This is a genomic window from Couchioplanes caeruleus (assembly GCF_003751945.1).
GTDB classification, from domain to species: Bacteria; Actinomycetota; Actinomycetes; order Mycobacteriales; family Micromonosporaceae; genus Actinoplanes; species Actinoplanes caeruleus.
On record NZ_RJKL01000001.1, the window covers coordinates 5,058,093 to 5,080,482 of the forward strand.

Annotated in this window: 25 protein-coding genes; 14 read left to right on the forward strand and 11 right to left on the reverse strand. The window is 70.7% G+C overall.

Features of this window, described 5'->3' with window-relative positions; all coding sequences use genetic code 11:
- Positions 1–44 precede the first annotated feature (44 nt).
- Positions 45–2,009, reverse strand: a complete 1,965-nt coding sequence (locus EDD30_RS22470) for an ATP-dependent DNA helicase (protein ID WP_244945633.1) — start codon at positions 2,007–2,009, stop codon at positions 45–47.
- Positions 2,010–2,173: 164 nt separating this feature from the next.
- Between EDD30_RS22470 and EDD30_RS22475 the strand changes: the two genes are divergently transcribed.
- Positions 2,174–2,680, forward strand: a complete 507-nt coding sequence (locus EDD30_RS22475) for a DUF402 domain-containing protein (RefSeq protein ID WP_071809609.1) — start codon at positions 2,174–2,176, stop codon at positions 2,678–2,680.
- Here the strand turns inward: EDD30_RS22475 and sigJ are convergent.
- Positions 2,663–3,544 (reverse strand): RNA polymerase sigma factor SigJ, encoded by an 882-nt coding sequence (sigJ, locus tag EDD30_RS22480; RefSeq protein ID WP_071809608.1) that lies wholly within the window; start codon positions 3,542–3,544, stop codon positions 2,663–2,665. The two genes, EDD30_RS22475 and sigJ, sit on opposite strands and share 18 nt — an antisense overlap.
- Before the next feature lie 200 nt (positions 3,545–3,744).
- Here sigJ and EDD30_RS22485 point away from each other — a divergent pair, with 200 nt between their 5' ends.
- The 3 genes from EDD30_RS22485 (at position 3,745) to EDD30_RS22495 (ending at position 6,472) form a co-directional block, all read left to right on the forward strand.
- Positions 3,745–4,677 (forward strand): PI-PLC domain-containing protein, encoded by a 933-nt coding sequence (locus EDD30_RS22485; RefSeq protein WP_071809607.1) that lies wholly within the window; start codon positions 3,745–3,747, stop codon positions 4,675–4,677.
- A gap of 157 nt (positions 4,678–4,834) precedes the next feature.
- Entirely contained in the window at positions 4,835–5,461 is a 627-nt protein-coding gene (locus EDD30_RS22490) for a DUF47 domain-containing protein (protein ID WP_071809606.1), read from the forward strand.
- A gap of 3 nt (positions 5,462–5,464) precedes the next feature.
- A complete protein-coding gene (locus EDD30_RS22495; RefSeq protein ID WP_071809605.1) occupies positions 5,465–6,472 on the forward strand; it encodes an inorganic phosphate transporter in 1,008 nt (335 codons plus the stop codon).
- 80 nt (positions 6,473–6,552) lie between these two features.
- On the opposite strand, the gene EDD30_RS22500 is transcribed toward EDD30_RS22495, so the two are convergent.
- Positions 6,553–7,146: a class I SAM-dependent methyltransferase gene (locus tag EDD30_RS22500; RefSeq protein WP_211278055.1), complete on the reverse strand. Its 594-nt coding sequence runs from the start codon at positions 7,144–7,146 to the stop codon at positions 6,553–6,555.
- A gap of 320 nt (positions 7,147–7,466) precedes the next feature.
- Between EDD30_RS22500 and EDD30_RS22505 the strand changes: the two genes are divergently transcribed.
- Together EDD30_RS22505 and EDD30_RS22510 are read left to right on the forward strand one after the other, a co-directional pair.
- Entirely contained in the window at positions 7,467–7,853 is a 387-nt protein-coding gene (locus EDD30_RS22505) for a DoxX family protein (RefSeq protein ID WP_071809604.1), read from the forward strand.
- 55 nt (positions 7,854–7,908) lie between these two features.
- The gene (locus EDD30_RS22510) at positions 7,909–8,391 is read left to right on the forward strand and encodes a GNAT family N-acetyltransferase (RefSeq protein ID WP_211278054.1); all 483 of its coding nucleotides are present in this window, start codon (positions 7,909–7,911) and stop codon (positions 8,389–8,391) included.
- Here EDD30_RS22510 and EDD30_RS38405 read toward each other — a convergent pair.
- Positions 8,374–8,568: a hypothetical protein gene (locus tag EDD30_RS38405; protein ID WP_143163047.1), complete on the reverse strand. Its 195-nt coding sequence runs from the start codon at positions 8,566–8,568 to the stop codon at positions 8,374–8,376. The two genes, EDD30_RS22510 and EDD30_RS38405, sit on opposite strands and share 18 nt — an antisense overlap.
- 508 nt (positions 8,569–9,076) lie before the next feature.
- On the opposite strand from EDD30_RS38405, the gene EDD30_RS22515 reads away from it, so the two are divergent.
- Positions 9,077–10,015: a sialidase family protein gene (locus EDD30_RS22515; RefSeq protein ID WP_071809602.1), complete on the forward strand. Its 939-nt coding sequence runs from the start codon at positions 9,077–9,079 to the stop codon at positions 10,013–10,015.
- A gap of 48 nt (positions 10,016–10,063) precedes the next feature.
- Here the strand turns inward: EDD30_RS22515 and EDD30_RS22520 are convergent, their stop codons facing one another.
- Entirely contained in the window at positions 10,064–11,032 is a 969-nt protein-coding gene (locus tag EDD30_RS22520) for a Gfo/Idh/MocA family protein (RefSeq protein ID WP_071809643.1), read from the reverse strand.
- Positions 11,033–11,106: 74 nt separating this feature from the next.
- Between EDD30_RS22520 and EDD30_RS22525 the strand changes: the two genes are divergently transcribed.
- Positions 11,107–11,901, forward strand: coding sequence for an NUDIX hydrolase (locus tag EDD30_RS22525; RefSeq protein WP_071809601.1), 795 nt, complete (start codon positions 11,107–11,109; stop codon positions 11,899–11,901).
- A gap of 5 nt (positions 11,902–11,906) precedes the next feature.
- Here EDD30_RS22525 and pstB read toward each other — a convergent pair whose 3' ends face one another.
- From pstB to EDD30_RS22555, 6 genes are all read right to left on the reverse strand, one after another.
- Complete coding sequence (gene pstB / locus EDD30_RS22530; RefSeq protein WP_071809600.1) at positions 11,907–12,683, reverse strand: phosphate ABC transporter ATP-binding protein PstB; 777 nt, start codon at positions 12,681–12,683, stop codon at positions 11,907–11,909.
- A 16-nt stretch (positions 12,684–12,699) separates the two neighbouring features.
- Positions 12,700–13,782: a phosphate ABC transporter permease PstA gene (pstA, locus tag EDD30_RS22535; RefSeq protein WP_071809599.1), complete on the reverse strand. Its 1,083-nt coding sequence runs from the start codon at positions 13,780–13,782 to the stop codon at positions 12,700–12,702.
- A complete protein-coding gene (gene pstC / locus EDD30_RS22540) occupies positions 13,779–14,846 on the reverse strand; it encodes a phosphate ABC transporter permease subunit PstC (protein WP_071809598.1) in 1,068 nt (355 codons plus the stop codon). Before pstC ends, pstA begins: the two co-directional genes overlap by 4 nt.
- A 38-nt stretch (positions 14,847–14,884) precedes the next feature.
- Complete coding sequence (pstS, locus tag EDD30_RS22545; RefSeq protein ID WP_071809597.1) at positions 14,885–15,979, reverse strand: phosphate ABC transporter substrate-binding protein PstS; 1,095 nt, start codon at positions 15,977–15,979, stop codon at positions 14,885–14,887.
- Between the two features lie 259 nt (positions 15,980–16,238).
- Positions 16,239–17,111: a mycothiol synthase gene (gene mshD, locus EDD30_RS22550; protein ID WP_071809596.1), complete on the reverse strand. Its 873-nt coding sequence runs from the start codon at positions 17,109–17,111 to the stop codon at positions 16,239–16,241.
- 11 nt (positions 17,112–17,122) lie between these two features.
- Positions 17,123–17,839, reverse strand: coding sequence for a winged helix-turn-helix transcriptional regulator (locus tag EDD30_RS22555; protein ID WP_071809595.1), 717 nt, complete (start codon positions 17,837–17,839; stop codon positions 17,123–17,125).
- Positions 17,840–18,046: 207 nt separating this feature from the next.
- Here EDD30_RS22555 and EDD30_RS22560 point away from each other — a divergent pair, with 207 nt between their 5' ends.
- The 6 genes from EDD30_RS22560 (at position 18,047) to EDD30_RS22580 (ending at position 22,386) form a co-directional block, all read left to right on the forward strand.
- The gene (locus EDD30_RS22560; RefSeq protein ID WP_211278053.1) at positions 18,047–19,093 is read left to right on the forward strand and encodes a hypothetical protein; all 1,047 of its coding nucleotides are present in this window, start codon (positions 18,047–18,049) and stop codon (positions 19,091–19,093) included.
- Positions 19,094–19,111: 18 nt separating this feature from the next.
- Positions 19,112–19,900, forward strand: coding sequence for an LmeA family phospholipid-binding protein (locus EDD30_RS22565; protein ID WP_071809593.1), 789 nt, complete (start codon positions 19,112–19,114; stop codon positions 19,898–19,900).
- A gap of 70 nt (positions 19,901–19,970) precedes the next feature.
- On the forward strand, positions 19,971–20,048 hold the full coding sequence (locus tag EDD30_RS41800; RefSeq protein WP_342353765.1) for an Ms5788A family Cys-rich leader peptide: 78 nt from the start codon (positions 19,971–19,973) through the stop codon (positions 20,046–20,048).
- 147 nt (positions 20,049–20,195) lie between these two features.
- Positions 20,196–21,044 carry a sulfurtransferase gene (locus EDD30_RS22570; RefSeq protein ID WP_071809592.1) on the forward strand — a complete coding sequence of 283 codons (849 nt, stop codon included), beginning with the start codon at positions 20,196–20,198 and terminating at the stop codon, positions 21,042–21,044.
- 4 nt (positions 21,045–21,048) lie between these two features.
- Positions 21,049–21,375: a DUF1416 domain-containing protein gene (locus EDD30_RS22575; protein WP_071809591.1), complete on the forward strand. Its 327-nt coding sequence runs from the start codon at positions 21,049–21,051 to the stop codon at positions 21,373–21,375.
- 159 nt (positions 21,376–21,534) lie between these two features.
- Positions 21,535–22,386, forward strand: coding sequence for a hypothetical protein (locus tag EDD30_RS22580; RefSeq protein ID WP_143163046.1), 852 nt, complete (start codon positions 21,535–21,537; stop codon positions 22,384–22,386).
- The last annotated feature ends 4 nt before the right edge of the window (positions 22,387–22,390 follow it).

A 22,390-nucleotide genomic window follows, 5' to 3' on the forward strand; every position in this document is an offset into this window, starting at 1 on the left:
TTCGGCCCGCGGCGGCTTCGAGGTCGTCATGCGCGGCGGGGCCGCTATCGACCGGCGAGGCGTTGCAGGGCGCCGAGGGCCACGTCGGGGCGGGTCGTGTACCAGAACGGTGGCAGGGACTTACGGAGGAAGGCGCCGTAGCCGCGTGCCGTCTCCAGGCGCGAGTCCAGGACCGCGACGACGCCCTTGTCTCCCGTGGACCGGATCAGGCGGCCGACGCCCTGGGCGAGACGCACCGCGGCGATCGGCACGCTCACCGCGGCGAAGCCCGAGCCGCCCGACGCGTCGACCGCGGCGGCACGGGCGGCGGCCAGCGGCTCGTCCGGGCGGGGGAACGGCAGGCGGTCGATGACGACGAGCTGGCAGGCCTCGCCGGGAACGTCGACGCCCTGCCACAGCGACATCACGCCGAAGAGGCAGCTTTCCTTCTGCTCCTTGAACTTGCGTACCAGGATCGGCAGCGTCTCCTCGCCCTGGAGCAGGACCGGGAGATCGGTCTTCGCGCGCACCAGCTCCGCGGCCTGGGTCGCCGCGCGGCGCGACGAGAACAGCCCCAGCGTACGGCCGCCGAGCGCCTCGATCAGCTTCAGCAGCTCCTCGCCCGCGACGTCCGGCAGGCCCGAGGCGGCGGGGCGGGGAAGGTGAGCGGCGACGTAGAGGATGCCCTGCTTCGGATAGTCGAAGGGGGAGCCCACGTCGAGGGAGGTCCAGCCGTCGCCGGACACGGGCGGCGCGTCCGGGCTCAGGCCGGCGCCGGAACGAGCGGCCGGGATCGCCCCGGCCGGCCCCTTGTCCGGAGCGCCGGCGGCGGCCGCGGGCAGCCCCAGAGTCCGGGCCACGGTGTCGAAGCGGCCGCCCAGGGTCAGCGTCGCCGAGGTGGCGACCACGGTGCGGTCGTCGTACAGACTGGTTGCCAGCGTGCCGGCGACCGACAGGGGCGCGACCACCAGGGCGCGGCGGCCGTTGCCCAGGTCGTTCTTCTCGACCCAGGCGACGTCGAAGTCGGACTCCTCGAGGAGCCGCTGGGTCGTCGTGGAGAGCTCGTCGAGGGTGGCCTTGGCCTGCTGCTTGCGGACCGGGTCGGGGTCGTCCGACTTGATGTCGCCGATGGCCTCGAGCGCCGCGCGGGTCGCCGCGTCCACCAGCAGCAGGGCCTGGTGCAGCAGCGGGGGCAGGCCGGTGGTGAGGCGGCCGGCCGGGATGTCCGCCAGGCCCACGAGGAGGGAGTCGGCCGCGGTCGCCAGTGACTCGCCGGCGGCCGGGGAGATCAGCGGGCGGGCGCGTTTCGCGGCGCGTTCGACGGCCTCCGGGGTCAGCTCCGCCTGGGCGGCGGAGGAGACGCGGTCGGCCAGCTCGTGTGCCTCGTCGACGATCAGCAGCTTGTGCGGGGGCACGATGTGGCGGTCGGCCAGCATGTCGACCGCGAGCAGGCTGTGGTTGGTCACCACGATGTCCGCCTCGCGGGCCCGGGCCCGGGACGCCTCGGCGAAGCACTCGGCACCGTACGGGCAGCGGGCGGCGCCGACGCAGTCGCGGGCCGGCATGGAGACCTGCCGCCAGGCGGTGTCGTCGACGCCCGGGTCGAGCTCGTCCCGGTCGCCGGTCGCCGTCTTCTCCGCCCACTCCTGCATCCGCTGGATCTGCTTGCCGAGCCGGCCCGCCTCGCCGAGCCACTGGGTGGCGCGGGCGGGAGCGTCGTCGAAGAGGGTGTCGGCCGGCTCCTCCTCGTCGGCGTGCTCCAGTTTCGCCACGCAGAGGTAGTGATGGCGGCCCTTGAGGACGGCGAACGTCGGGCGGCGGCCGAGGAGCGGCTCGACGGCGTCCGCCAGCCGCGGCAGGTCGTGCTCGACGAGCTGGTTCTGCAGTGCCAGCGTCGCCGTGGAGACCACCACCGGGCCGTCGACGAGCAGTGCGGGCGTCAGGTAGGCGAGGCTCTTTCCGGTGCCTGTCCCGGCCTGCACGAGCAGGTGCTCGCGCTGCCGCACGGCCCGCTCGATCGCCGTGGCCATCAGCTCCTGACCTGGGCGGGAGGCGCCACCGGGGACTGCGCCGACCGCGGCGGCGAGCAGGTCCCTGGCGGCGGCGGTGGTGCGGCGGGACTTGGCGGGGGCAGTCACGTCGAAGACCGTACCCGCCACCACCGACGAAACCGTCGCACCGCTAGGGTCTTGTCATGCCGAGCGAGATGGTCCGGGTGGTCTACACCAAGTTCGACGGATCCGCCCATCGGGACTATCCGGCGCGCCGGCTCAACGAGGACGACCTCGGTGTCTGGGTCGGTGTGACGCGCGGCACCTCCTCCGTCTATCACGGACAACCCTCGGTCGAGCAGATCCCATTCGTGCTGCTCATCCCGCACAGCGCGTGGTGGACCGGGATGTTCAACCCGCCGCCGCGCACCAGCGAGGTCTACTGCGACATCACCACCCCGGCGCGCTGGGAGGGTGACACGGTCCACATCGTCGACCTGGACCTCGACGTCTCACGCCGGCGCGACTCGGGGCTGATCGAGCTGCGGGACGAGGACGAGTTCGAGGACCACCGGGTCCGGTTCGGCTATCCCGACGAGGTCGTCGCCCAGGCGCGGACGGCCGCTCGGCGCCTGGTCGCGGCCCTCGGCGACGGCACCGAGCCATTCGCTTCGGCGTACCGTAAATGGCTGTCAACGGTCCACGACTGAGCCAAGCTTCGCAGGGTTGAGCTGGTTGTAGACGGCCGTGATGCGGCCGTCGGCGACGGCCACCGACAGCACCGCGAGCAGGTCGCGCCCGTCCGGGTAGCGGCCGGTGAGCAGCACCCCGGCGTCCCCGTTGACCAGCACGGGCTCCACCGCGGCGCTGGACGCCTCGCGCATCAGCCGGTTGAAGATGCCGGCCCAGAAGCGTGCCACCTTGTCCCGGCCGAGGATGGCGTTGCGGCCGGCGCTGACCACTCCGCCGCCGTCGCCGACGGCCACGACATCCGGCGCCAGCACCGCCGCGAGGGCCTGTATGTCGCCGTTGGCCGCCGCGGTCAGGAACGCCTCCAGCACCTTGCGCTGCTCGGCGAGGCCGGCGGTGTGGCGGGCCTGGCCGTCGGCGACCGCCCTGCGTCCCCGCGACGCGTGCTGGCGCGCGGCCGCGGGGGTGGTGTTCAGCACGGTCGCGATCTCCTCGAACGGCACTGCGAACGCGTCGTGCAGCACGACGGCGACGCGCTGCTCCGGTGACAGCTTCTCCAGCACTACGAGCAGGGCGAGGCTGACCTCCTGCCGCTGTGTGACCCGCTCGGCGGGGTCGTCGAGCCGGGAGACGACCGGTTCGGGCAGCCACTGGCCGGGGTAGGCCTCGCGGCGTACCCGCGCCGACCGGAGCACGTCCAGGCAGATCCGGCCGGTGATCGTGGTCAGCCAGCCGCGCAGGTCCCGGATGTCGTCGCCGGCGTCGCGGGACCGGTGGTAGCGCAGCCAGGCCTCCTGGACGGCGTCCTCGGCCTCGGCGCGGCTGCCGAGCATTCGGTACGCGACCGCCAGCAGGTGCGGTCGTTCGGTCTCGAACTCGTCCACTGCCGCCTGATCTCGTTTCGGTTTTCCGCCGCGGTCAAATGCCGCTTGATCTCGTTTCGGTTTTCCGCCGCGGTCAAATGCAGACGGCATGGAGGAATTCTGCGCGACATTGCCCGGTCACGGCTGTCACGTGTGACACAGTGGTTGCGCTATAGGGGCATTTGGCCCAATTTTCCGGCTGAGGGGCGGGGGTAGGGACAGTGGCGGACAACGTGGCGGCCCTCCTGGGCGGCCTGGCCGGACTCGCCGGAGCCACCGGTGCGACGACCCTCGGGATCGCGGTGGCCCGCCGCCCCCGCCCGTACCTGCCGGCCGGGCACGCGCTCGCCGGAACGCGGGCCGTCGACCCGCTCCCGGACGTGCTGCGGCGCGGGCTCGCCGGAGTGTCCGTTCCGGTCCGGCCGGGGCCGCACGGCGAGCTCTACCTCGGTCCGGGCGTGCCGCGCCCCGGGCGTACGCTGCGCCGGCTCGTGCTCAGCCCGCTGTTCGCTCGCGCCAAGGCCCGGGGCGGCCGGCTCTGCCGGGACCAGCGGGTGCCGTTCCGGCTGGTCGTGGAGTTCACCGGGCCCACCCGGGACGCGGAGACGCTGCTGCGGGCGTACCGGATGCTTGACCAGCAGTTGCGCGACCACGCCCCGCTGCTCAGCCGCTGCGTCGACGGAAACCTGGACGCGGGCGCGGTCACGGTGACCGTGGCGGGCATCGTGGATGCGCGCGAGCTGCTCGCGACGGAGCGTGAACGGTACGCGTTCGCCGACGGCTCGTTCGACGACATCGGCTCCGCCGCGGCCCCGCCCACCCTGGTGCCGATGGTCAGCGAGCAGTGGACCCGACGGTTCGGCTGGGACGGCTGCGAGCCCATCCCCGCCGAGGAACGGCACCTGCTGCACGCGCTGGTGCGCTCGGCGCACGAGGACGGCCGTACGGTGCGGATCTCGGGTCTGCCGTCCGGCTCGCGGCGGGCGCGGCAGGCGGTCTGGACCGAGCTGGGCGAGGCGGGGGTCGACGTCGTCGCCGACGCCGATCACGCCGGCCTGGCCCGGCATCTGCGCCGCCACCCGGTACGCCGGCCGCTGCCGGTGGTGCGCCACCCGTCGCCTCAGGCACGCCGAGACGTGGCGCAAACCGTATGAATGACCCACAAAATCAACGGGCAAGGTTAACGCTGGATGAACGCGCACTGAACTGCTGCTGAGCAGGGGTAGGCGGGATCCACAACGTGAGAGCTGTTACCTAGCATTCCCCGGGAATCCGCCAGACCTGTCCACCCCGTCAAACGAGGTTCGCGCCGTGAAGTTCTCCTTCCGCCCCACCGAGGGCGCCTTCTACGAGCTGTTCAGCCGGGCTGCTCAGAACCTCGTGCGGGGCACCGAGCTGCTGAACGAGCTGGCCCTGCCCGGCGTGGACGTGCAGTCCGTCAGCGACCGGCTGACCGACGTCGAGCACGACAGCGACCAGATCACCCACGATCTCTACAAGAAGATCAACTCCACGTTCATCACGCCGTTCGACCGCGAGGACATCTACTCGCTGGGCTCGCAGCTCGACGACGTCATGGACCACCTGGAGGCGGTCGGCAACCTGCTCTACCTGTACGGCCTCACCGAGCTGCCCTCGCTGCCCCGGGAGATGCACGAGCTGGTCACCGTGCTCGACCAGCAGGCCAAGATCACGGCCGACGCGATGCCGAAGCTCAAGACGATGAAGGGTCTCGAGGAGTACTGGATCGAGATCAACCGGCTGGAGAACGACGGCGACCGGGCGTACCGGATGCTGCTGGTGCGGCTGTTCTCGGGCGAGTACGACGCGCTGACCGTGTTGAAGATGAAGGAGGTCGCCGACGAGCTCGAGGCCGCCTGCGACGCCTTCGAACACGTCGCCAACACCGTCGAGACCATCACGGTCAAGGAGTCCTAGACCTTGTCCGCTGAGCTCATAGCGGTCATCGCGGTGATCATCGCCGCGATGGCCTTCGACTACACCAACGGCTTCCACGACGCGGCGAACGCCATCGCGACCAGCGTCAGCACCCGGGCGTTGACCCCGCGGGTGGCCCTGGCCATGGCCGCGGTCGGCAACTTCGTCGGCGCCCACTTCGGCGCGGGCGTCGCCAAGACGGTCGGCGACGGCCTGGTCAAGCTGCCGCTCGGCATCCCCAGCCTCGGCGTGGTCTTCGCCGGCGTGGTGGGCGCGATCGTCTGGAACCTCATCACCTGGTACTTCGGTCTGCCGTCGTCCTCGTCGCACGCCCTCTTCGGCGGCCTCGTCGGCGCGACCCTCTTCGCCACCCACGGCACGGTCGAGTGGGGCACCATCATCCAGAAGGTGCTCATCCCGATGGTGGCCTCGCCGTTCGTCGGCTTCCTGCTGGGCTTCATCGTGATGGTGATCATCATGTGGCTGTTCCGGCGCGGTCACCCCGGCAAGCTCAACCGCGGCTTCCGGATCGCCCAGACGATCTCGGCGGGCGCCATGTCCATCGGCCACGGCATGCAGGACGCGGCGAAGACGATGGGCATCATCGTGCTCGCCCTCTACACCGGCGGCTTCCAGAGCGACGCCAAGCACATCCCGTGGTGGGTCTTCTGGACCTCGGCGGCGGTGCTCGCGGCGGGCACGTACGCCGGCGGCTGGCGCATCATCCGTACGCTGGGCCGCAAGATCATCGACCTCGGCCCGGCGGAGGGCTTCGCGGCCGAGACGGTCGCGAGCTCGGTCCTGTTCTTCAACGCCCTGGTCCTCAAGGCGCCGATCTCGACCACCCACACGATCACCTCGGCGATCATGGGCGTCGGCGCGACCAAGCGCCTCTCCGCGGTCCGCTGGAACGTGGCGGGCAACATCGTCCTGGCCTGGATCACGACGTTCCCGGCAGCGGCGGGGATCGCCTGCATCGTCTACTTCTGCGTACGACCGCTCTTCGGCTGAGCCGACCGATCGCACGACGGGCCCCGCTCTCCGCACGGAGGGCGGGGCCTGCCGCTCCTTCCTAGGCCTGCCGCTTCCTCCTAGGAACGAGAAAGCCGGTACCACCGCGGAGAGGTCCTGTTCATCGGCCAGCCCAGCCCCTCGGTCTGTGCCGGATCGACCGCGACGAGCGTCCAGCCCGGGAAGGCGGCCGTCACCTCGCCCTGGGAGACACCACCGGCCCACGTACGCAGGCGGCTCGGGCCGAAGGCCAACATCAGTATCGTGGCCCCGGGGTTGGCAAGCGCCGAGATGCCCCGCCCCACCGCGTGCCGCCCTCCGGCGTCGAAACCCTGGAAGCAGCCGATGTCGAGGAAGAAGTCGAAGGTCCCCAGACCGGCGGCCACCAGGTCGGTCGCGTCCCCCACGACATAGGTGACGTCTGCGACGCCCTTGCTCCGGGCCGCCTCGATCGCGGCCGGCACGTAGTCGACGCCAGTGGCCTCCCAGCCTCGGCGAGCGAGCTCGGGGGTGTACTGGCCGCGACCGCAGCCGACATCGAGCGCCCGGCCCAGCGGGCGCGAGCGCTCTGCCTCCTCGCGATCCAACAGGGCCGCGATGCTGCCGGCGGCGGCCTTTCCGTAACGCTCCCAGGGCGTGAGCCCCCAGCGATACATGCGGGTGTAGTTCGTCATCCGGCTCCGACCTCCCGGACGCCATCGAAGCATATCAACGCGAACCGTCAGAGGTTCCTTCTTCGAAACGTTGTGGCTTCTTGAAAGCGCCTCGGTCTGGTCAACGCTCGCGGTCGTTCAGCTCCCGCAGAGTCTCCTTCAGTTTCTCGATCCCGACGAGTTGCAGGCGGCGCTGCGACAGCGGGCAGGTGTGGGAGACGGCAGAACTAGTTTCCGGAAGGGCGATGAGTTCGCGTCGGGTCGGGGGTCTGAGTAGGCGTCAGTACCTCGAAGGGCGCAACGGCGAGGAAGCCGGCACCCCCGTAGCAAAGGACGACGCCATGACTGCTACCGCATCCGCATCCACGCCCGTCGGCCGGGGGCTGCACCGGACGCTCTGGGGGTTTCAGGTGTTCCTCGGGTTGTTCTTCATCGTCGCCTCGGCGGGGCCCAAACTGGCCGGGGAGGCGACCGCGGTGCAGACCTTCGAGGACATGGGGGCCGCGACCTGGTTCCGATACTTCATCGGATTGGTGGAGTTGGCCGGCGGTGTCGGTTTGCTGGTGCCGCGGCTCGCCGGGCCGGCGGCGGTGGGTTTGGTGCTGTTGATGGTCGGTGCCGCGTTCACGCAGGCGGTCATCTTGCACGGCGGTGCGCTGGTGCTCACCCCTGTGGTGCTGTTCGGGTTCCTCGTGTTCATCGCCTGGGGGCGCCTCGTCAGGCGGTGAGGAGGTTCCGGTAATCCGGTCGCTGTGGTCGCGGGCGGGCGTTATGGTCCGCCGCATGCGGCTGGAGGAGATCAATCCTGAGAACTACGAGGCGGCGCTGGCGGTGAAGGTCCGGCCCGACCAGGAGGATCTGGTCGAGCCGGTGGTCAAGTCGCTGGCGGAGGCGTACGTGTACGCGGAGTACGCATGGCCGCGCCTGATCCTCGACGGTGACCGGGTGGTCGGCTTCCTGATGGCCTTCCTCGACATCCCGTGGGACCCCGCCCGTGATCCCGAGGATGTGCGGTCCGGTCTGTGGCGGCTGAACATCGCGGCCGAGGCGCAGGGGTGTGGCTACGGGCGGTTCGCCGTCGAGGCGGTCTGTAACGAAGTCCGGGCGCGGGGTGGCAGCCGGGCGTACGTGACCTGGGAGCCTCGGGCAGGCGGGCCGGAGGACTTCTACCTGAAGCTGGGCTTCCGGCCGACCGGTGAGCGCAGTGGCGAGCAGACCGTCGGCGTTCTCGACCTCCACGAGGACCGGTCAGCGAGAGCGCAATAACTCTTCTGCCGGAGGAGGCGGCGAAGTCGTGGCGATCAGCGTGTCGGTGGGCTCGTCCCTTGGACGATCCAATTCGGCCACGATGTCATCGATTCGGCGTGAGGCCGCCTTGACCGTGACGATGATCCTCCACAATACGACGAGAGCAAGGATGGAGAGCCCGGCGATCTCGGTCACGAAGAATGGCCGGCGCTGCTCGAAGCCGTAGTCATGGTTCGCCCCCGCGATGGTGATGTGACTGACCGCATCAATCTATGTTGATCTTGCTATCCGTGTCAACATCACTCAGCGTGTGTTCATAAAGGGACCTGAGCGCCATTTCCGCACGGATTCATTACTCTCTGTGCTGAATCGCGAGTGTCGAGCAGGTCGACGGACGGTGCGGAGGGCATGAGCTCCGTTGCGAATTGACGTGACCACCGTGCTGTCTTGGCATTCGCCGCCATCACCGGCAGAGTGGGTCGGGCGATTGACAGCAAGATGCGTGAGAGCGAGGAATGTGCGATGGATCACGGGAGCCGCGGAAACCTCTCCGCGACTCGAAGCTCGTCCGATCCTGGCGGGTCTGGCTGATATTTGTACTGCTCGCAATTCTGGCGGTGCCACGAAAAGCATTATCGATTTCAATTCGTGGGTTGTAGACCCTGTCGAGCGCGACAAGCCGCTGACCGGGCTGTACCCCGAGATGCGGGCCGGCGACATGGACCACCTCTACCTGGAGTACCAGGACTGCGCGGTCAAACCCTGCCGGAGGATGCTGGCCGCCACCAGCGACCGCGGGCGCACCTGGCGCAAGCAGCCGCTGCCGGTGGACGAGAAGCAGAGGCCGACATCCGTCGTGCTGGTGCACCGCACTCTCGTGATCGCGACCGCCGAAGGGTTCCCCCGGCCCGCGGTCCTGCCCACCCCGGAGTACTGGGCCAGTACCGATGCCGGGGTCACCTGGCACCGGTCGACGGTCAGCGAGGTCCACGACCTGCCGCTCGGCTGGTTGGTGCGTCAGGGCCGGGACGGGATGTTCGCCTTCGATCCGGCCACCGGGAACGTGGCCTGGATCAGGGAGAACCCGCGCGAACCCCGGCCCTTCGGGCGATTCGGCTCGATCCTCGACACCGTGCCGGCTGGCGCCGGGCTCTGGTCAGTGCACCCCGGCCGCGGAAGGGGTGTCCTCAAGGTCAGCCAAGACGGCGGACGGACCTGGGACACGCGGACGCTGCCGGACCTGAAGCACCTGGACGGGCTCTCGGTGTACGGCTCGCCCTCGGTGGTCACCGTCGACGGCCAGACGGTCTACGCCATGCGGAGGGGCCGGACCAGGATGCAGTTGGTCGCCAGCGTCGACGGCGGGCGGACCTGGGAAGATCGCGCGACGGTCGAGCTCGGCGGCCCGCTGCTGACCGTGCTGCCGATCGACGACCGCACCGTGATCGTGGAAGGTCTGCACGGCACCTACCGCAGCACCGACCAGGGGCGGACGTTCACCAGGGTGGGGCCCTCGCTCGGCGCCCGCGGGCACGCCATCCCCGGGGGCTTCACCATTCCGACGAACAACAACGAGTACAGCGCCTGGGTCTCCGCGGACGGCGCCGAATGGACGTACGTGAAGCGCCCCGAAGTCCCCTGATCCCCGCGGAACGGCTCGCCCTTCCACGGGGGAGGGCGAGCCGTCGGTTCAGGACCCGTAGACGACGCCGATCTCGGCGCGGACGGCGTCGAGCAGGGTCATGACCTCCAGCGTGGCCGCGTGCGGGACGAGCGGGCTCTCCAGCAGCCCCTCGGCCAGGCAGCGCTGCACCTCGATCGCCTCGTACTGGAAGCCGTTGCCCTCGAACGGGAAGCCGAAGGTCTCGGTGTCGTCGCGGTGCAGGATGAAGGACCTCGGCGCGTAGAAGCCCTCCGGCAGGTCGATCCGGCCGCGTGTGCCGGTGATGGAGGCGGCGTTGCGGGAGGCGCCGGAGATGCTGCAGGTCAGGGCGGCCACCGCGGCCGGGTCGTAGCCGAGCAGCATGCCGGTGGTCTCGTCGACGCCCTCCGGGGTGAGGCGGGCCCAGCTCTGCGTCGTCGACGGGTTGCCCAGGAACAGGTGCGTCAGGTGGGCCAGGTAGACGCCGAGGTCGAGCAGGGCCCCGCCGCCGAGGGCGGGGTCGCGCAGGCGGTGCGTGGCCGCGAACGGCCCGCGCAGGCCCAGGTCGGCGTGGATGGTCACGACGTCGCCGATGGCGCCGTCGCGGACGAGGGCCAGGGCCTTGCGGATCGCCGGATTGCAGCGCATCCACATGGCTTCCATCAGGAACAGCCCGCGGGCGCGCGCCTCCTGGACGAGTTGCTCCGACGTGGCCAGGTCCAGCGTCAACGGCTTCTCGCAGAGCACCGCCTTGCCGCCGGCCAGGCAGGTCATCGCCGCCTCGCGGTGGAAGGCGTGCGGCGTCGCCACGTAGATGACGTCGACGTCCGGGTCCGCCGCCAGGGCGGCCCAGGAGCCGTGGGAGCGGGCGAAGCCGTGCCGGGTGGCGAAGGCGGCGGCCGGCTCGGGGCTGCGGGAGCCGACCGCGGCGAGCGCGGCGCCGGGGACCAGCGCGAGGTCGGACGCGAAGGTGGCGGCGATGCCGCCGGTGCCCAGGATGCCCCAGCGCGTGGTCATGGTCGCCACCGTATCGCCCGGCGCGGCACGGACACGCCTTCAGTCTGGTTCTGGGTTGTGGACGGGGCGGTCGGATGGGGGAGGATCGGGGCGTGAGCCGTGTGATCCCTTTGCCCCCTGCCATGGTCCAGAAGGCCCGCGACTTCCGCGGCACACCCGCTGAGGCCCGCGCCGCGGCCACCGTCGTGCTCGTGCACCCCGAGACCTTCGAGGTGTACGTCCTCAGGCGCGCCGCCACGATGGTCTTCGGCGGGGTCCACGCGTTCCCCGGTGGCCGCGTCGATCCCGGCGACCGCCCCGACACCGTACGCAAGGACTGGGCGGACCGCCTCGGCGTGCCCGGGGAGCAGGCGCGGGCCGTCGTCGGCGCCGCCGCGCGCGAGCTGTTCGAGGAGGCGGGCGTGCTGCTGGCCGGCCCGGTCGGCGAACCGGACCGCACGGTCGGCGACGTGACCGGCGACGACTGGGAGGCGGACCGCCGCGCCGTGGCGGCCCGGGAGCTCACCATGACGGACCTGCTGGCCCGGCGCGGGCTGCGGCTGCGCGACGACCTGCTGTTCCCGTGGGCGCGCTGGATCACCCCGGAGTTCGAGCCCAAGCGCTTCGACACCTGGTTCTTCGTCGCCCTGCTGCCGGAGGCCCAGACGGCGCGGGACGTGTCCGGCGAGGCCGAGGCGACCACCTGGATCAGCCCGGCGGCCGCCGACGACCTGGCCATGCTGCCGCCGACGCGGGTGACACTGGACCAGCTTTCCGCGTACGGAAATGTGCAGGATCTGGTCGCGGCGACCGCGAGCAGAAACGCCGCCGTGCCGGTCATGCCCCGGGTGGAGCTGACCGACGACGGCGGCGCGGTGGTCCGGATCTAGCGGACCTAGCCGAAGCGGCCGGTGATGTAGTCCTCGGTCTTGCGCTCCGACGGGTTGCTGAAGATCTTCTGGGTGTCGTCGTACTCGATGAGGCGGCCCGGATCGCCGGTCTTGTCGATCGAGAAGAAGCCGGTCTTGTCGCTGACCCGGGCGGCCTGCTGCATGTTGTGCGTGACGATGATGATCGTGAAGCGGTCCTTCAGCTTGAACATCAGGTCCTCGATCGCCAGCGTCGAGATCGGGTCGAGCGCCGAGCAGGGCTCGTCCATGAGCACGACCTGCGGCTCGACCGCGATGGTACGGGCGATGCACAGCCGCTGCTGCTGGCCGCCGGAGAGGCCGGCGCCCGGACGGTTCAGCCGGTCCTTGACCTCATCCCAGAGGTTCGCCGACTTCAGCGACTTCTCGGCGGCCTCGTCCAGCACCGCCTTCTTCTTGACGCCGTTGAGCTTGAGGCCCGCGATCACGTTCTCGTAGATCGACATCGTGGGGAACGGGTTGGGGCGCTGGAAGACCATGCCGATCATGCGGCGTACGGCGGTGACGTCGACGTCCGGGTCGTAGATGTTCTGGTCGTCGATGGTCAACCGGCCCTCGATGCGGGCGCCCGGGAGCACCTCGTGCATGCGGTTGATGGACCGCAGGAACGTCGACTTGCCGCAGCCGGATGGGCCGATCAGGGCGGTGATCGTCTTGGGCTCGACGGTCATCGAGATGCTGTCGATCGCCTTGAACGAGCCGTAGTAGGACGAGACGTTGCTCGCCGTGATGCGCTTGGCCATGGGGGACACCTTTACCTCAGGTCAGCCGGTTGCGGCGGGCGAGCAGCTTCGCTGCGATGGTCAGGACGAGGACCAGGGCGACCAGCGTCAGCGCTGCCGTCCAGGCGCGGTCCGGCGCGTACTTCGAGGCGTCGCCGGCCTGCTGGTAGACGAAGAGCGACAGCGACGACTGGTTGCCGCCGAACGGGTCGAAGTTGATCGCCGCCGCGCCGCCGGCGACGAGCAGCACCGGCGCGGTCTCGCCGGCGGCGCGGGCGACCGCGAGCATGATGCCGGTGACGATGCCGGGCAGGGCGGTGGGGAGGACGACCTTCACGATCGTCTTCCACTGGGGCACGCCCAGCGCGTACGCACCCTCGCGCAGCGGCCCGGGCACGAGCCGCAGCATCTCCTCGGTGGACCGCACGATCGTGGGCAGCATCAGCACCGTCAGCGCCAGCGAGGCGGCGAAGCCGGAGAACCGCGGTGTGCCGTTGTTGAACCACGGGCTGACGATGAGCACCCAGAACGCCAGGACGAACAGGCCGGCGACGATCGACGGGATGCCGGTCATGACGTCGACGAAGAAGCGGACCGTCAGGGCGAACCGGCCGCGGCCGTACTCGACCAGGTAGATCGCGCCGAGCACACCCAGCGGCACGGCCATCAGGGTGGCGAGGCCGACCTGCTCCAGCGTGCCGATGATCGCGTGGTATGCGCCGCCGTTGGGGTCCCGGGCGCCGATGTTGTTCATCGACGTGCCGAAGAAGTTGGCGTCCAGCCGGGCGGCGCCCTTGGAGACCAGCGTCCACACCACCGAGGCCAGCGGCAGGATCGCGAGCATGCAGGCGACGTAGATCGCGGCCCGCCACATGCGGTTGCGCGCGGAGCGGCGGCCCTCGACCCGGCTCGCCCCGAAGAAGAGGCCGGTCAGGTAGAAGACGACGCCGAGGACGACGACGAGCACCCAGTTGCCGATGCCCAGGCCGAGGACGACCGCCGCCGACAGCATCAGGGCCAGGACCGCGATGCCGAGGTCGGCGGCGACCGGCAGTTTCCGCGACCGGATGTTGTCCGGCGTCATGACGACGCCCGGCGTCTCACGCTCAAGCAGGCTCATGCGGCACTGTCCCGGAACTCGCGGCGGCGGTAGATGATCGCCCGCGCGGCCATGTTGACCACCAGCGTAATGGCGAAGAGGATCAGGCCGGAAGCGATCAGTGCGCCGCGGCCGGTGCCGGTGGCCTCGCCGAAGGTGTTGGCGATGTTCGCGGCGATCGAGTTGCCGCCGCTCTCGATCAGGTTGAACGAGATGGTGAAGGTGGTGCCGAGGGTCAGCGCCAGGGCGATGGTCTCGCCGAGCGCGCGGCCCAGGCCGAGCATGACCGCCGCGATGACGCCGGGCTTGCCGTACGGCAGCACCGCCGTGCGGATCATCTCCCACTTGGTGGCGCCGAGTGCGAGCGCCGCCTCCTCGTTCATGCCGGGCGTCTGCTGAAAGACCTCGCGCGACAGCGACGTGACGATCGGCAGCACCATGATCGCCAGCACCAGGCCGCCCAGCAGGATCGAGCGGCCGAACGGGCCGTCGCCACCGAAGATGGGCAGCCAGCCGAAGTACTTGTTCAGCCAGACCGAGAGGTCCTCCACCGGCTGGGAGAAGACGTCGCGTCCCCACAGGCCGAACACGACGCTCGGCACGGCCGCGAGCAGGTCGATGGTGAAGCCGAGCGGCGTTGCCAGCCGCTTCGGCGCGTAGTGCGACAGGAAGAGCGCGATGCCCAGGGCGATCGGCACGGCGACGATCAGCGCGATGACGGACGACAGCAAGGTGCCGAACGCGAGCGCGGCGATGCCGAACCGGGGCGCGGTCTCGTTGGGGAACCAGGCCTTGTAGGTCAGGAAGTTCTCGGTGTTCGCGCTGAGCGCGGGCACCGCCTTGCTGACCAGGAAGATCGCGATGGCCACGATGATGACGAGCACCATTGCACCGGCGGCGGTGCTGATACCCCGGAAGCCGCTCTCCATGGAGAACCGCGCCTTCGTGGGCAGGCCACCCCCGCCACCCAGCGGTGGGCGGTCGTTGGGAGGGATCGGCGATACGCCGTTGCCGGCGTATCGGGTGTGTGTCACACCCGATACGCCGGCGCTGGAGTCCGCCGAGCGGGAGGGATAGTCACCCATTCGCTCGCTCGCTGTCGTCTAGAAGGGGGTTCTGCGGGTCAGGAGATCTTCGCGACCGAGGCCTCGACCTTGGCGCGGACCGACTCCGGCAGCGGGGCGTAGCCCAGCTCGGCGAGCGCCGACTGGCCGCCCGAGCTGGCGGTGTAGCTCAGGAAGCCCTTGATGGCGGCGGCCTTCGGGCTGCCCTTGCTGCACGCGATCTCGTAGGTGACCAGGACGATCGGGTAGGCGCCGGCCTCCTTGGTGGCGTAGTCGATGTCGAGCTTGAGGTCGTCGCCGGTGCCGGCGATCTTGGCGCCCGCGATGGTCTTGCCGGCGCTGTCGCCGGTCAGCTCGGTGTACTCGCCCGCGCCGTTCTTGATCTTCGCCTTCTTCAGGTCGCTGTTCTCGGCGAAGGACAGCTCGACGTAGGAGATGGTGCCGGCAGTGCTCTTGACCAGCGCCGCGACGCCGTCGGACTTGGGGGCGCCGGTGCCGCCCGGCGCCTTCCAGGCCTTGGCGTTGCCGAACGTCCAGTCCGCCTCGGCGGTCTTGCTCAGGTACTTGGTGAAGTTGTCGGTGGTGCCCGACTCGTCCGACCGGTGCACCGCCTGGATCGTGGTGGCCGGGAGCTCCGCGCCGGAGTTCTCGGCGGCGATGGCCGGGTCGTTCCACTTGGTGATCTTGTTGCTGAAGATCTTCGCCAGGGTCGAGGCGGAGAGCTGGAGGTTCTCGACGCCGTCGACGTTGTAGACGACCGCGATGGGGCCGGTCACCATCGGCAGGTGCAGCGCCTGGCCGCCGGGGCACTTGGCGTCGGCCTGCGGCTGCTCCTCCGGCTTGAGGGCGGAGTCCGAGCCGACGAAGTCGGCGGTGCCCGCGATGAAGGCCTGGATGCCGGCGCCGGAGCCGGTGCTCTCGTAGCCGATCTTGGTGTCGGCGCCGCACTGACCCTGGTAGGTCTTGATCCACTCATCCATCGCGTTCTTCTGCGCGGACGAGCCCTGGGCCGTCAACTGACCCGCGGTGCAGTTGCCCTTGGCCGCGGAGGCGCCCGGGGCGGCGGACGTGTCGGTGTTGTCGGAACCGCACGCGGCGAGCGCGAGAGTGGTCGTCAAGGCAATGCCGGCAACGTAGTACCGCTGGAGCTTCACGGGGTTCCCTTCGGATGAGCTTGCTCCGGGCTCCGTAGTCCCGGCCGGCCGAGGTCTCATCGGCACACCCGGAAAGTTAGGAGGGCCAGGTGACCGGCTTCCCGGAGCTAAGTGAACGAAGGGTGAACGGTTGAGCCCGGGTTCGTTGCCTTTGACTGAGGAGCGGTTGTCCGTTACGTGAACGACGGGGCGGCTGACCGCTATGTCCGACCATTTCCGTTAACCTAGCGCGCCTTTGCGTGGCGTGCACCACTGTCGGTCAGGAACGGTGGTACTGCACGTCGGTGGTGTGGATCTCGAAGCCGAGACGGCGGTAGAGGGCGACCGCGGCCGGATTCGACTCGTCGACGTAGAGCAGGACGTCGCTCAGGCCGCGTCCCGCGAGGTGGCGCAGGCCGGCCACGCTCAGGGCCGCGCCGAGCCCGCGCCGATGCCCACCGCCGGGGTCCACCCCGATGATGTAGATCTCGCCGATCGCCGGTTCGCCGGCCGACGCCGGATGCACCTTGGTCCAGTGGAAGCCGAGCAGGCGGCCGTCGGCGGGGTCGACCGCGAGCAGGAAGCCCTCCGGGTCGAACCACGGCTCGGCCAACCGCAGCCGCAGGTCCTCCTGCGTCCAGCGGCCCTGCTCCGGGTGGTGCGCGAAGGCCCGGGCGTTGACGCCCAGCCACGCGGTGTCGTCGGTGCCCGGCACGAAGGCGCGTACTCGGACGTCCTCGGGGAGGGGCACTTCGGGCAGGTCGGTGAGCGGGCGGCGCATCTGCCACAGGACCCGGGAACGGGTGAAGCCCGCCTTCTCGGCGAACGCGCGGGCTGCCGGCTCGTCGCCGTGCGCCCAGAACTGCCGCTCGCCCGGTCCGGCCGCGGCGAGCAGGGCGGTGCCGGTCCCGCGCAGCCGGTGCTTCGGGTGCACGACCAGCTCGCCGGCCGTTCCGGCGAGGTACGCGTACCCCGTGAGATCACCGTCCTCGGCGAGGGCGAGCAGGTGCCGGTGCGTCGTACTACGAAGGCCGAGCACGCCCTCCTCGGAGAGCGGGCTGACCCCGTCGGCTTCCTCGGCCGCGGTGGCCAGCGCGAGCACGTCGGCCACCTCGGCGGGGGTGAGCCGGTTCGTGGACCGGACGTGCGTCATGGTGCGCGAGCTTAGACCGGCAGGGAGACGGGCTCGTTGTCGGGCAGTTGGCGGCCGGTGGGCGGCGCCACGAACTTGTAGCCGACCTGGCGCACGGTGCCGATCATCGACTCGTACTCCGAGCCGAGCTTGGCGCGCAGCCGCCGCACGTGCACGTCGACCGTGCGGGTGCCGCCGAAGTAGTCGTAGCCCCAGACCTCGCGCAGCAACTGGTCGCGGGTGAAGACCCGGCCGGGGTGCTGCGCCAGGAACTTGAGCAGCTCGAACTCCTTGTAGGTGAGATCGAGCGGGCGGCCCTTGAGCTTCGCGGCGTACGTGTCGGGGTCGATGGTGAGCTCGCCGGCCCGGATCGAACCGCCGCCGGCGGCGGTGGCGTTGTTCAGCCGGCCGACGCCCAGGCGCAGCCGGGCCTCGACCTCGGCCGGCCCGGCACCGGCCAGGATGACGTCGTCGACGCCCCAGTCCGCGTTCAGGGCGATCAGGCCCGCCTCGGTGACCACCGCGAACAGTGGCACACCGCTGCCGGTCGCGTGCAGCATCCGGCAGGTGGCACGGGCCTCGGAGAGCTCCGTCCGCGCGTCGATCAGCACGGCGTCGGGGCTGGGACCCGACACCAGCGTGCGCACGTCGCGGGGCGCGGTGCGCACGGAGTGGGGCAGCAGGTCCAGGGCGGGGAGCACGGCGGAGGGCTCACCCGCGCGGGCCGTCACCAACAGGAGGATTTCCACACTCACCTCGATCCTCGCGGCGCCAGGCCGCTTCGGGTGACCCGGTCTCGCAGCAGCAGGACGCGCGCGACCGGAAGGGTCTCGTCCCGGCGTCACCGACGGGTGGGCTGGGATCACCTTAACCGATCCGGGGCCCCGACCTCGGCGTCCGAGCCGGGCGAATGATGTGACGAATGCCCTCGACGGCCGGGCGTGACCGGGCCCGCGATGGGGACTATCGAGCCCCGGTCTGGCACCATCGCAGGCGTGCTCCCCACCACTCCGCGCGACAGCGACCCCTGGGACGACGACGTCTCCCGGGAGATCGCGCGGTCCGCGCCCGGCCGCTCCTCGTCCGGCTTCTATGCGGGCGCCCCGGAGAAGGAGCCCGAATTCGGCAAGCGGGAGGAACACGAGGACGAGGAGTTCGACGAGGAGATCCCCGTCGCTCCGGTGCGCCGGAAGCTCTCGGTGGCCATCGCCGGGTTCGCCGCCCTGCTCGGCGTCGGCCTGATCCTCGGCGCGCAGTCGTCGGGTCCGGACGCGCGGCTGTCGTACGCGATCGTGGTCTTCGGGGTGCAGCTCCTCTACGTCCTGGCCTTCACCATGGCGGTCCGCCCGCCGGCCGCCGGCGTGGTGGCGGGCGTCTGCGCGGCGGCCGGCGGGTTCGCCGACTGGCTCGCGGTCCGAAGCGAGCCGGCGAGCATGCTGCCCCTGCTGTACGTGACCGGGGGCGCCTTCGTCGTGGCCCTGGTCGGGCAGGCGATCCGCGCCCGGGACCGGATGCGGCTGCGCGACGCGCTCGGCGGCACCTTCCTCATCGTCTTCGGCGTGGTGTCGTTCGCGCTGCTCATCGTGCTGACCCGGCGGCCGGTAGGCACCCAGGCCATCCTCGTCTGCCTCACCGCGGCCGGCATCGCGCTGCTGGTCGCGCATCTCACCGATGCGGTCTGGCCCAAGCCGCGGATCGCCGCCCAGGTGCCGCGGGGTGCGGCCGGCATCGTGCTCGGTGCGATGCTCGGCACGCTGGCCGCCGCCGGGCTGGGCAGCGTGCTGGTGCTGCCGCTCACCCCCGGCAAGGGCGCGGTGCTGGGCTTCGCCGCCGCGGGCATCGCCGGGCTCGTCGACCTCGCCGTGAACTACTCCGAGGCCGGCCGCAGCATGGCCGGCGACGCGCCGACGTTCTGGGTGGCGCGGCACATGCAGGGGCCGCTGGGCGCGTTCGCGCTGTCGTTGCCGGCCACGTATGCGCTGACCTACTTCTTCCTTTCCTAGCCGGCCCCAGGAGGACCAGTGGCAGACGTGCACGAGTCGACACGGCCGCGCAAGCGCTGGGGCCGGCGGCTGTTGATCACCTTCCTGGTGCTGCTGGCCATCCTCGCCGCGGCCTTCGTGGTGGCGGACCGGGTCGCGGCCTCGTACGCGGAGAAGGAGATCGGCGATCGTGTCGCCCGGCAGGTCAGCGACCGGGGGGCGACGTCGGAGAAGCCGGACGTGACGGTGGCCGGGGTGCCGTTCCTGACCCAGGTGCTCGCGGGTGAGTATCAGGAGATCAAGATCCTGCTGAAGAACTACTCCGGCCCGGCCGGCAACGGCAAGACCGTCAAGATGCCGGAGCTCGACATCCGGGCGAAGGACGTGACCGCGCCGCTGGACACCATCCGCTCCGGCAAGGGCGACATCGTGGCGGGCACGGTCACCGGCACCGGCACGATCGGCTACGCCGACCTCGCCGAGCTGATCGGCCGCGAGGGGATCACGATCAGCGAGAAGGACGGCAAGCTGGTCGGCTCGGCGCCGGTCGAGGCGCTCGGCCAGACCTTCAACGTCTCGGGTACGGCGACACTCGAGGTCAGGGACGGCGTCGTGCAGGTGCGGTTCACCGACGTCACCGCGCAGGGACTGCCCGACGTGCCGCTGGTGCGCAACCTCATCGACGACTACGCCAAGAACCTGGCGCTCGATCTCAAGGTGCCCGCCCTGCCGATGGGGCTCCAGGTGCAGAAGGTGGAACCCCGTTCCGAGGGCCTGGTCGTCACCACCGGGGCAAGCGATGTGCCGCTGAGCTCCGGAGGACTGTGACCGCCGACTCCTTCCCGGATGGTGGTCGGTGGTGTTCCGGCTCCTGGAACCGCTGGTAGGGTCGGTTCCCATGAGCCTGTTGCTCACCAAGAGGCGCGCGGTCGACCTGTGCCGCGTGGCCGCCTGCCTGTGTTGCCCCGTCCGCTGACGGGGCCACTCGCCTTTCCCTCGCCCGGCAGTGGCGCCGTACGCAAACCGTGATCCGTTTCGTCGGGTCGGCGCGCGTGCGACCTCTTTTCCTTGCTTCCGCGCGCTGACTCACCCCCCATCTCTCACCTGACAAGGGAGTAATGCGATGAGTCGCGACACCGCACTCGTCTCTGCCGACTGGGCCGAGAAGAACCTGGACACCTCGGGGGTGGTCTTCGTCGAGGTCGACGAGGACACCACCGCCTACGACGGCGGGCACATCCCCGGCGCCGTCAAGCTCGACTGGAAGAAGGACCTACAGGACCCGGTGCGCCGGGACTTCGTGAACCAGGAACAGTTCTCCGCGCTGCTCTCCGAGCGGGGCATCGCCAACGACGACACCGTCGTCCTCTACGGCGGCAACAACAACTGGTTCGCCGCGTACGCGTACTGGTACTTCAAGCTCTACGGCCACGGCGACGTGAAGCTGCTCGACGGCGGCCGCAAGAAGTGGGAGCTCGACGCCCGGCCGTACACCAAGGACCTGCCCCAGCGTCCCACCACGCAGTACCGGGCTTCGGCGCCGGACCTCTCCATCCGCGCCTTCCGGGACGAGGTCGTGCAGGCCATCGGCGGGAAGAACCTGGTGGACGTCCGCAGCCCGGACGAGTTCGCCGGTCGTCTGCTCGCGCCCGCTCATCTGCCGCAGGAGCAGTCGCAGCGCGCCGGCCACATCCCCACGGCGATCAACGTGCCGTGGAGCAAGGCCGCCAACGAGGACGGCACGTTCAAGTCGGACGCCGAGCTCACCAAGATCTACGGCGAGGCGGGGCTGGACGGCGGTAAGGACACGATCGCGTACTGCCGCATCGGCGAGCGCTCCTCGCACACCTGGTTCGTGCTCCGGGAGCTGCTCGGCCACGAGAACGTGAAGAACTACGACGGATCCTGGACCGAGTACGGCTCGCTCATCGGCGTGCCGATCGCGCTCGGCGACGAGCCCGGAAAGGCGTGAGCGCATGACCACCTCGAACATCGCGGACGGCTGCGCCGCACCCGACCAGTCGGCACCCCTCCCCGCCGGCGTGGACCTCGAGAAGGAAACGGTCATCACGGGCGTCCTCACCGACGCCGAGGGCGCGGCGGTGGGCGGTGCGTACGTCCGCCTGCTCGACTCCACCGGCGAGTTCACCGCGGAGGTGGTGACGTCCCCGGGTGGCGTCTTCCGCTTCTTCGCGGCCCCGGGCTCGTGGACGCTGCGTGCTCTCTCCCGCGCGGGCAACGGCGACCTCGCCGTGGACGCCACCCGCGGGGTGAACGAGGTCGGCCTCAGCGTCGCCGCCTGACCCACGCTCTGTTGCTGAAGGGCGGGACCCCGGGGTCCCGCCCTTTCCGCGTGCGGGGGCCGGGTCCCGCGTTTGCGCCTGCGGGCCGGGTCTCGCCTGTGCGCGTGCGAAGGCCGGGTCTCGCTTTTGCGCGGGTGAGGGCGTGCGAGCATGGCTTCCGTGACCGAGCCCGCCCGTCCTTCGCCTCCCGTCGCGCAGCCCCGGAGGACGCGGTGGTGGCTGGTCGCGCTCGTCGCGGTCTGGGCCGTCGGCCTCACCGGCGCCGCACTCTGGTCGGTGCGCCACGATCCGCCGACGGTCGCCGAACAGCGGGACATCGCCGCCGCCCTGCCCGTGCTGCGGCAGGCCACCGGGGCGGTCGTCGCGGCGGCCGACGGCCCGGACCGGGCCGTCGAGATCGGACCGCTGCGGTTCGACCCCGAGTGCGCGCTGACCCCGGTGCGAGCCGGGGTCGAGGCCAGCCAGGAGATCACCGTCCGGGTCCGGGCGGATCAGGCGCCCGGCGCGCTCGACGCGATCGCCGAGGCGCTGCCGAAGGAGTACGCACCGGCGGTCCGGCACCTCGCCGGCGACACGCGGCACGTGCTGCGCGCCGACGCCGGCGAGTTCGTCGGGGTGGAGGCCACGGCCACGAACTCCGCTCCGGTCTTCTCCCTGTGGATCTCGACCGGCTGCCGCCCCACCGCCTCCGGCGTGGACTCCGCGCCCGCATCCCGCCCCGCCACGACCACGCCGCCCGCCTTCTCGGCCGCGACGAAGGCCGTCGGAGCGACCGGCCCCGCCACGACCGTCGAAGTGGCCTGCCCGAACGGAAAGACGGCGGCAACGGTGTCGGCCACCGGCCCGGCGCTGCCGGGCGACCTGGGCCGGGCCCTGCGCGATGTCGTGGGCGGCGGGCTCGTGGTGCAGGCCGAGCCGGACGAATGGGCGTACCGGGCCGGAGAGGTCTCGGTCCTCGTCACCACCGGCGACGGCGAGACCCGCGTCAGCGCCACCACCGCGTGCCGCTAGGGCC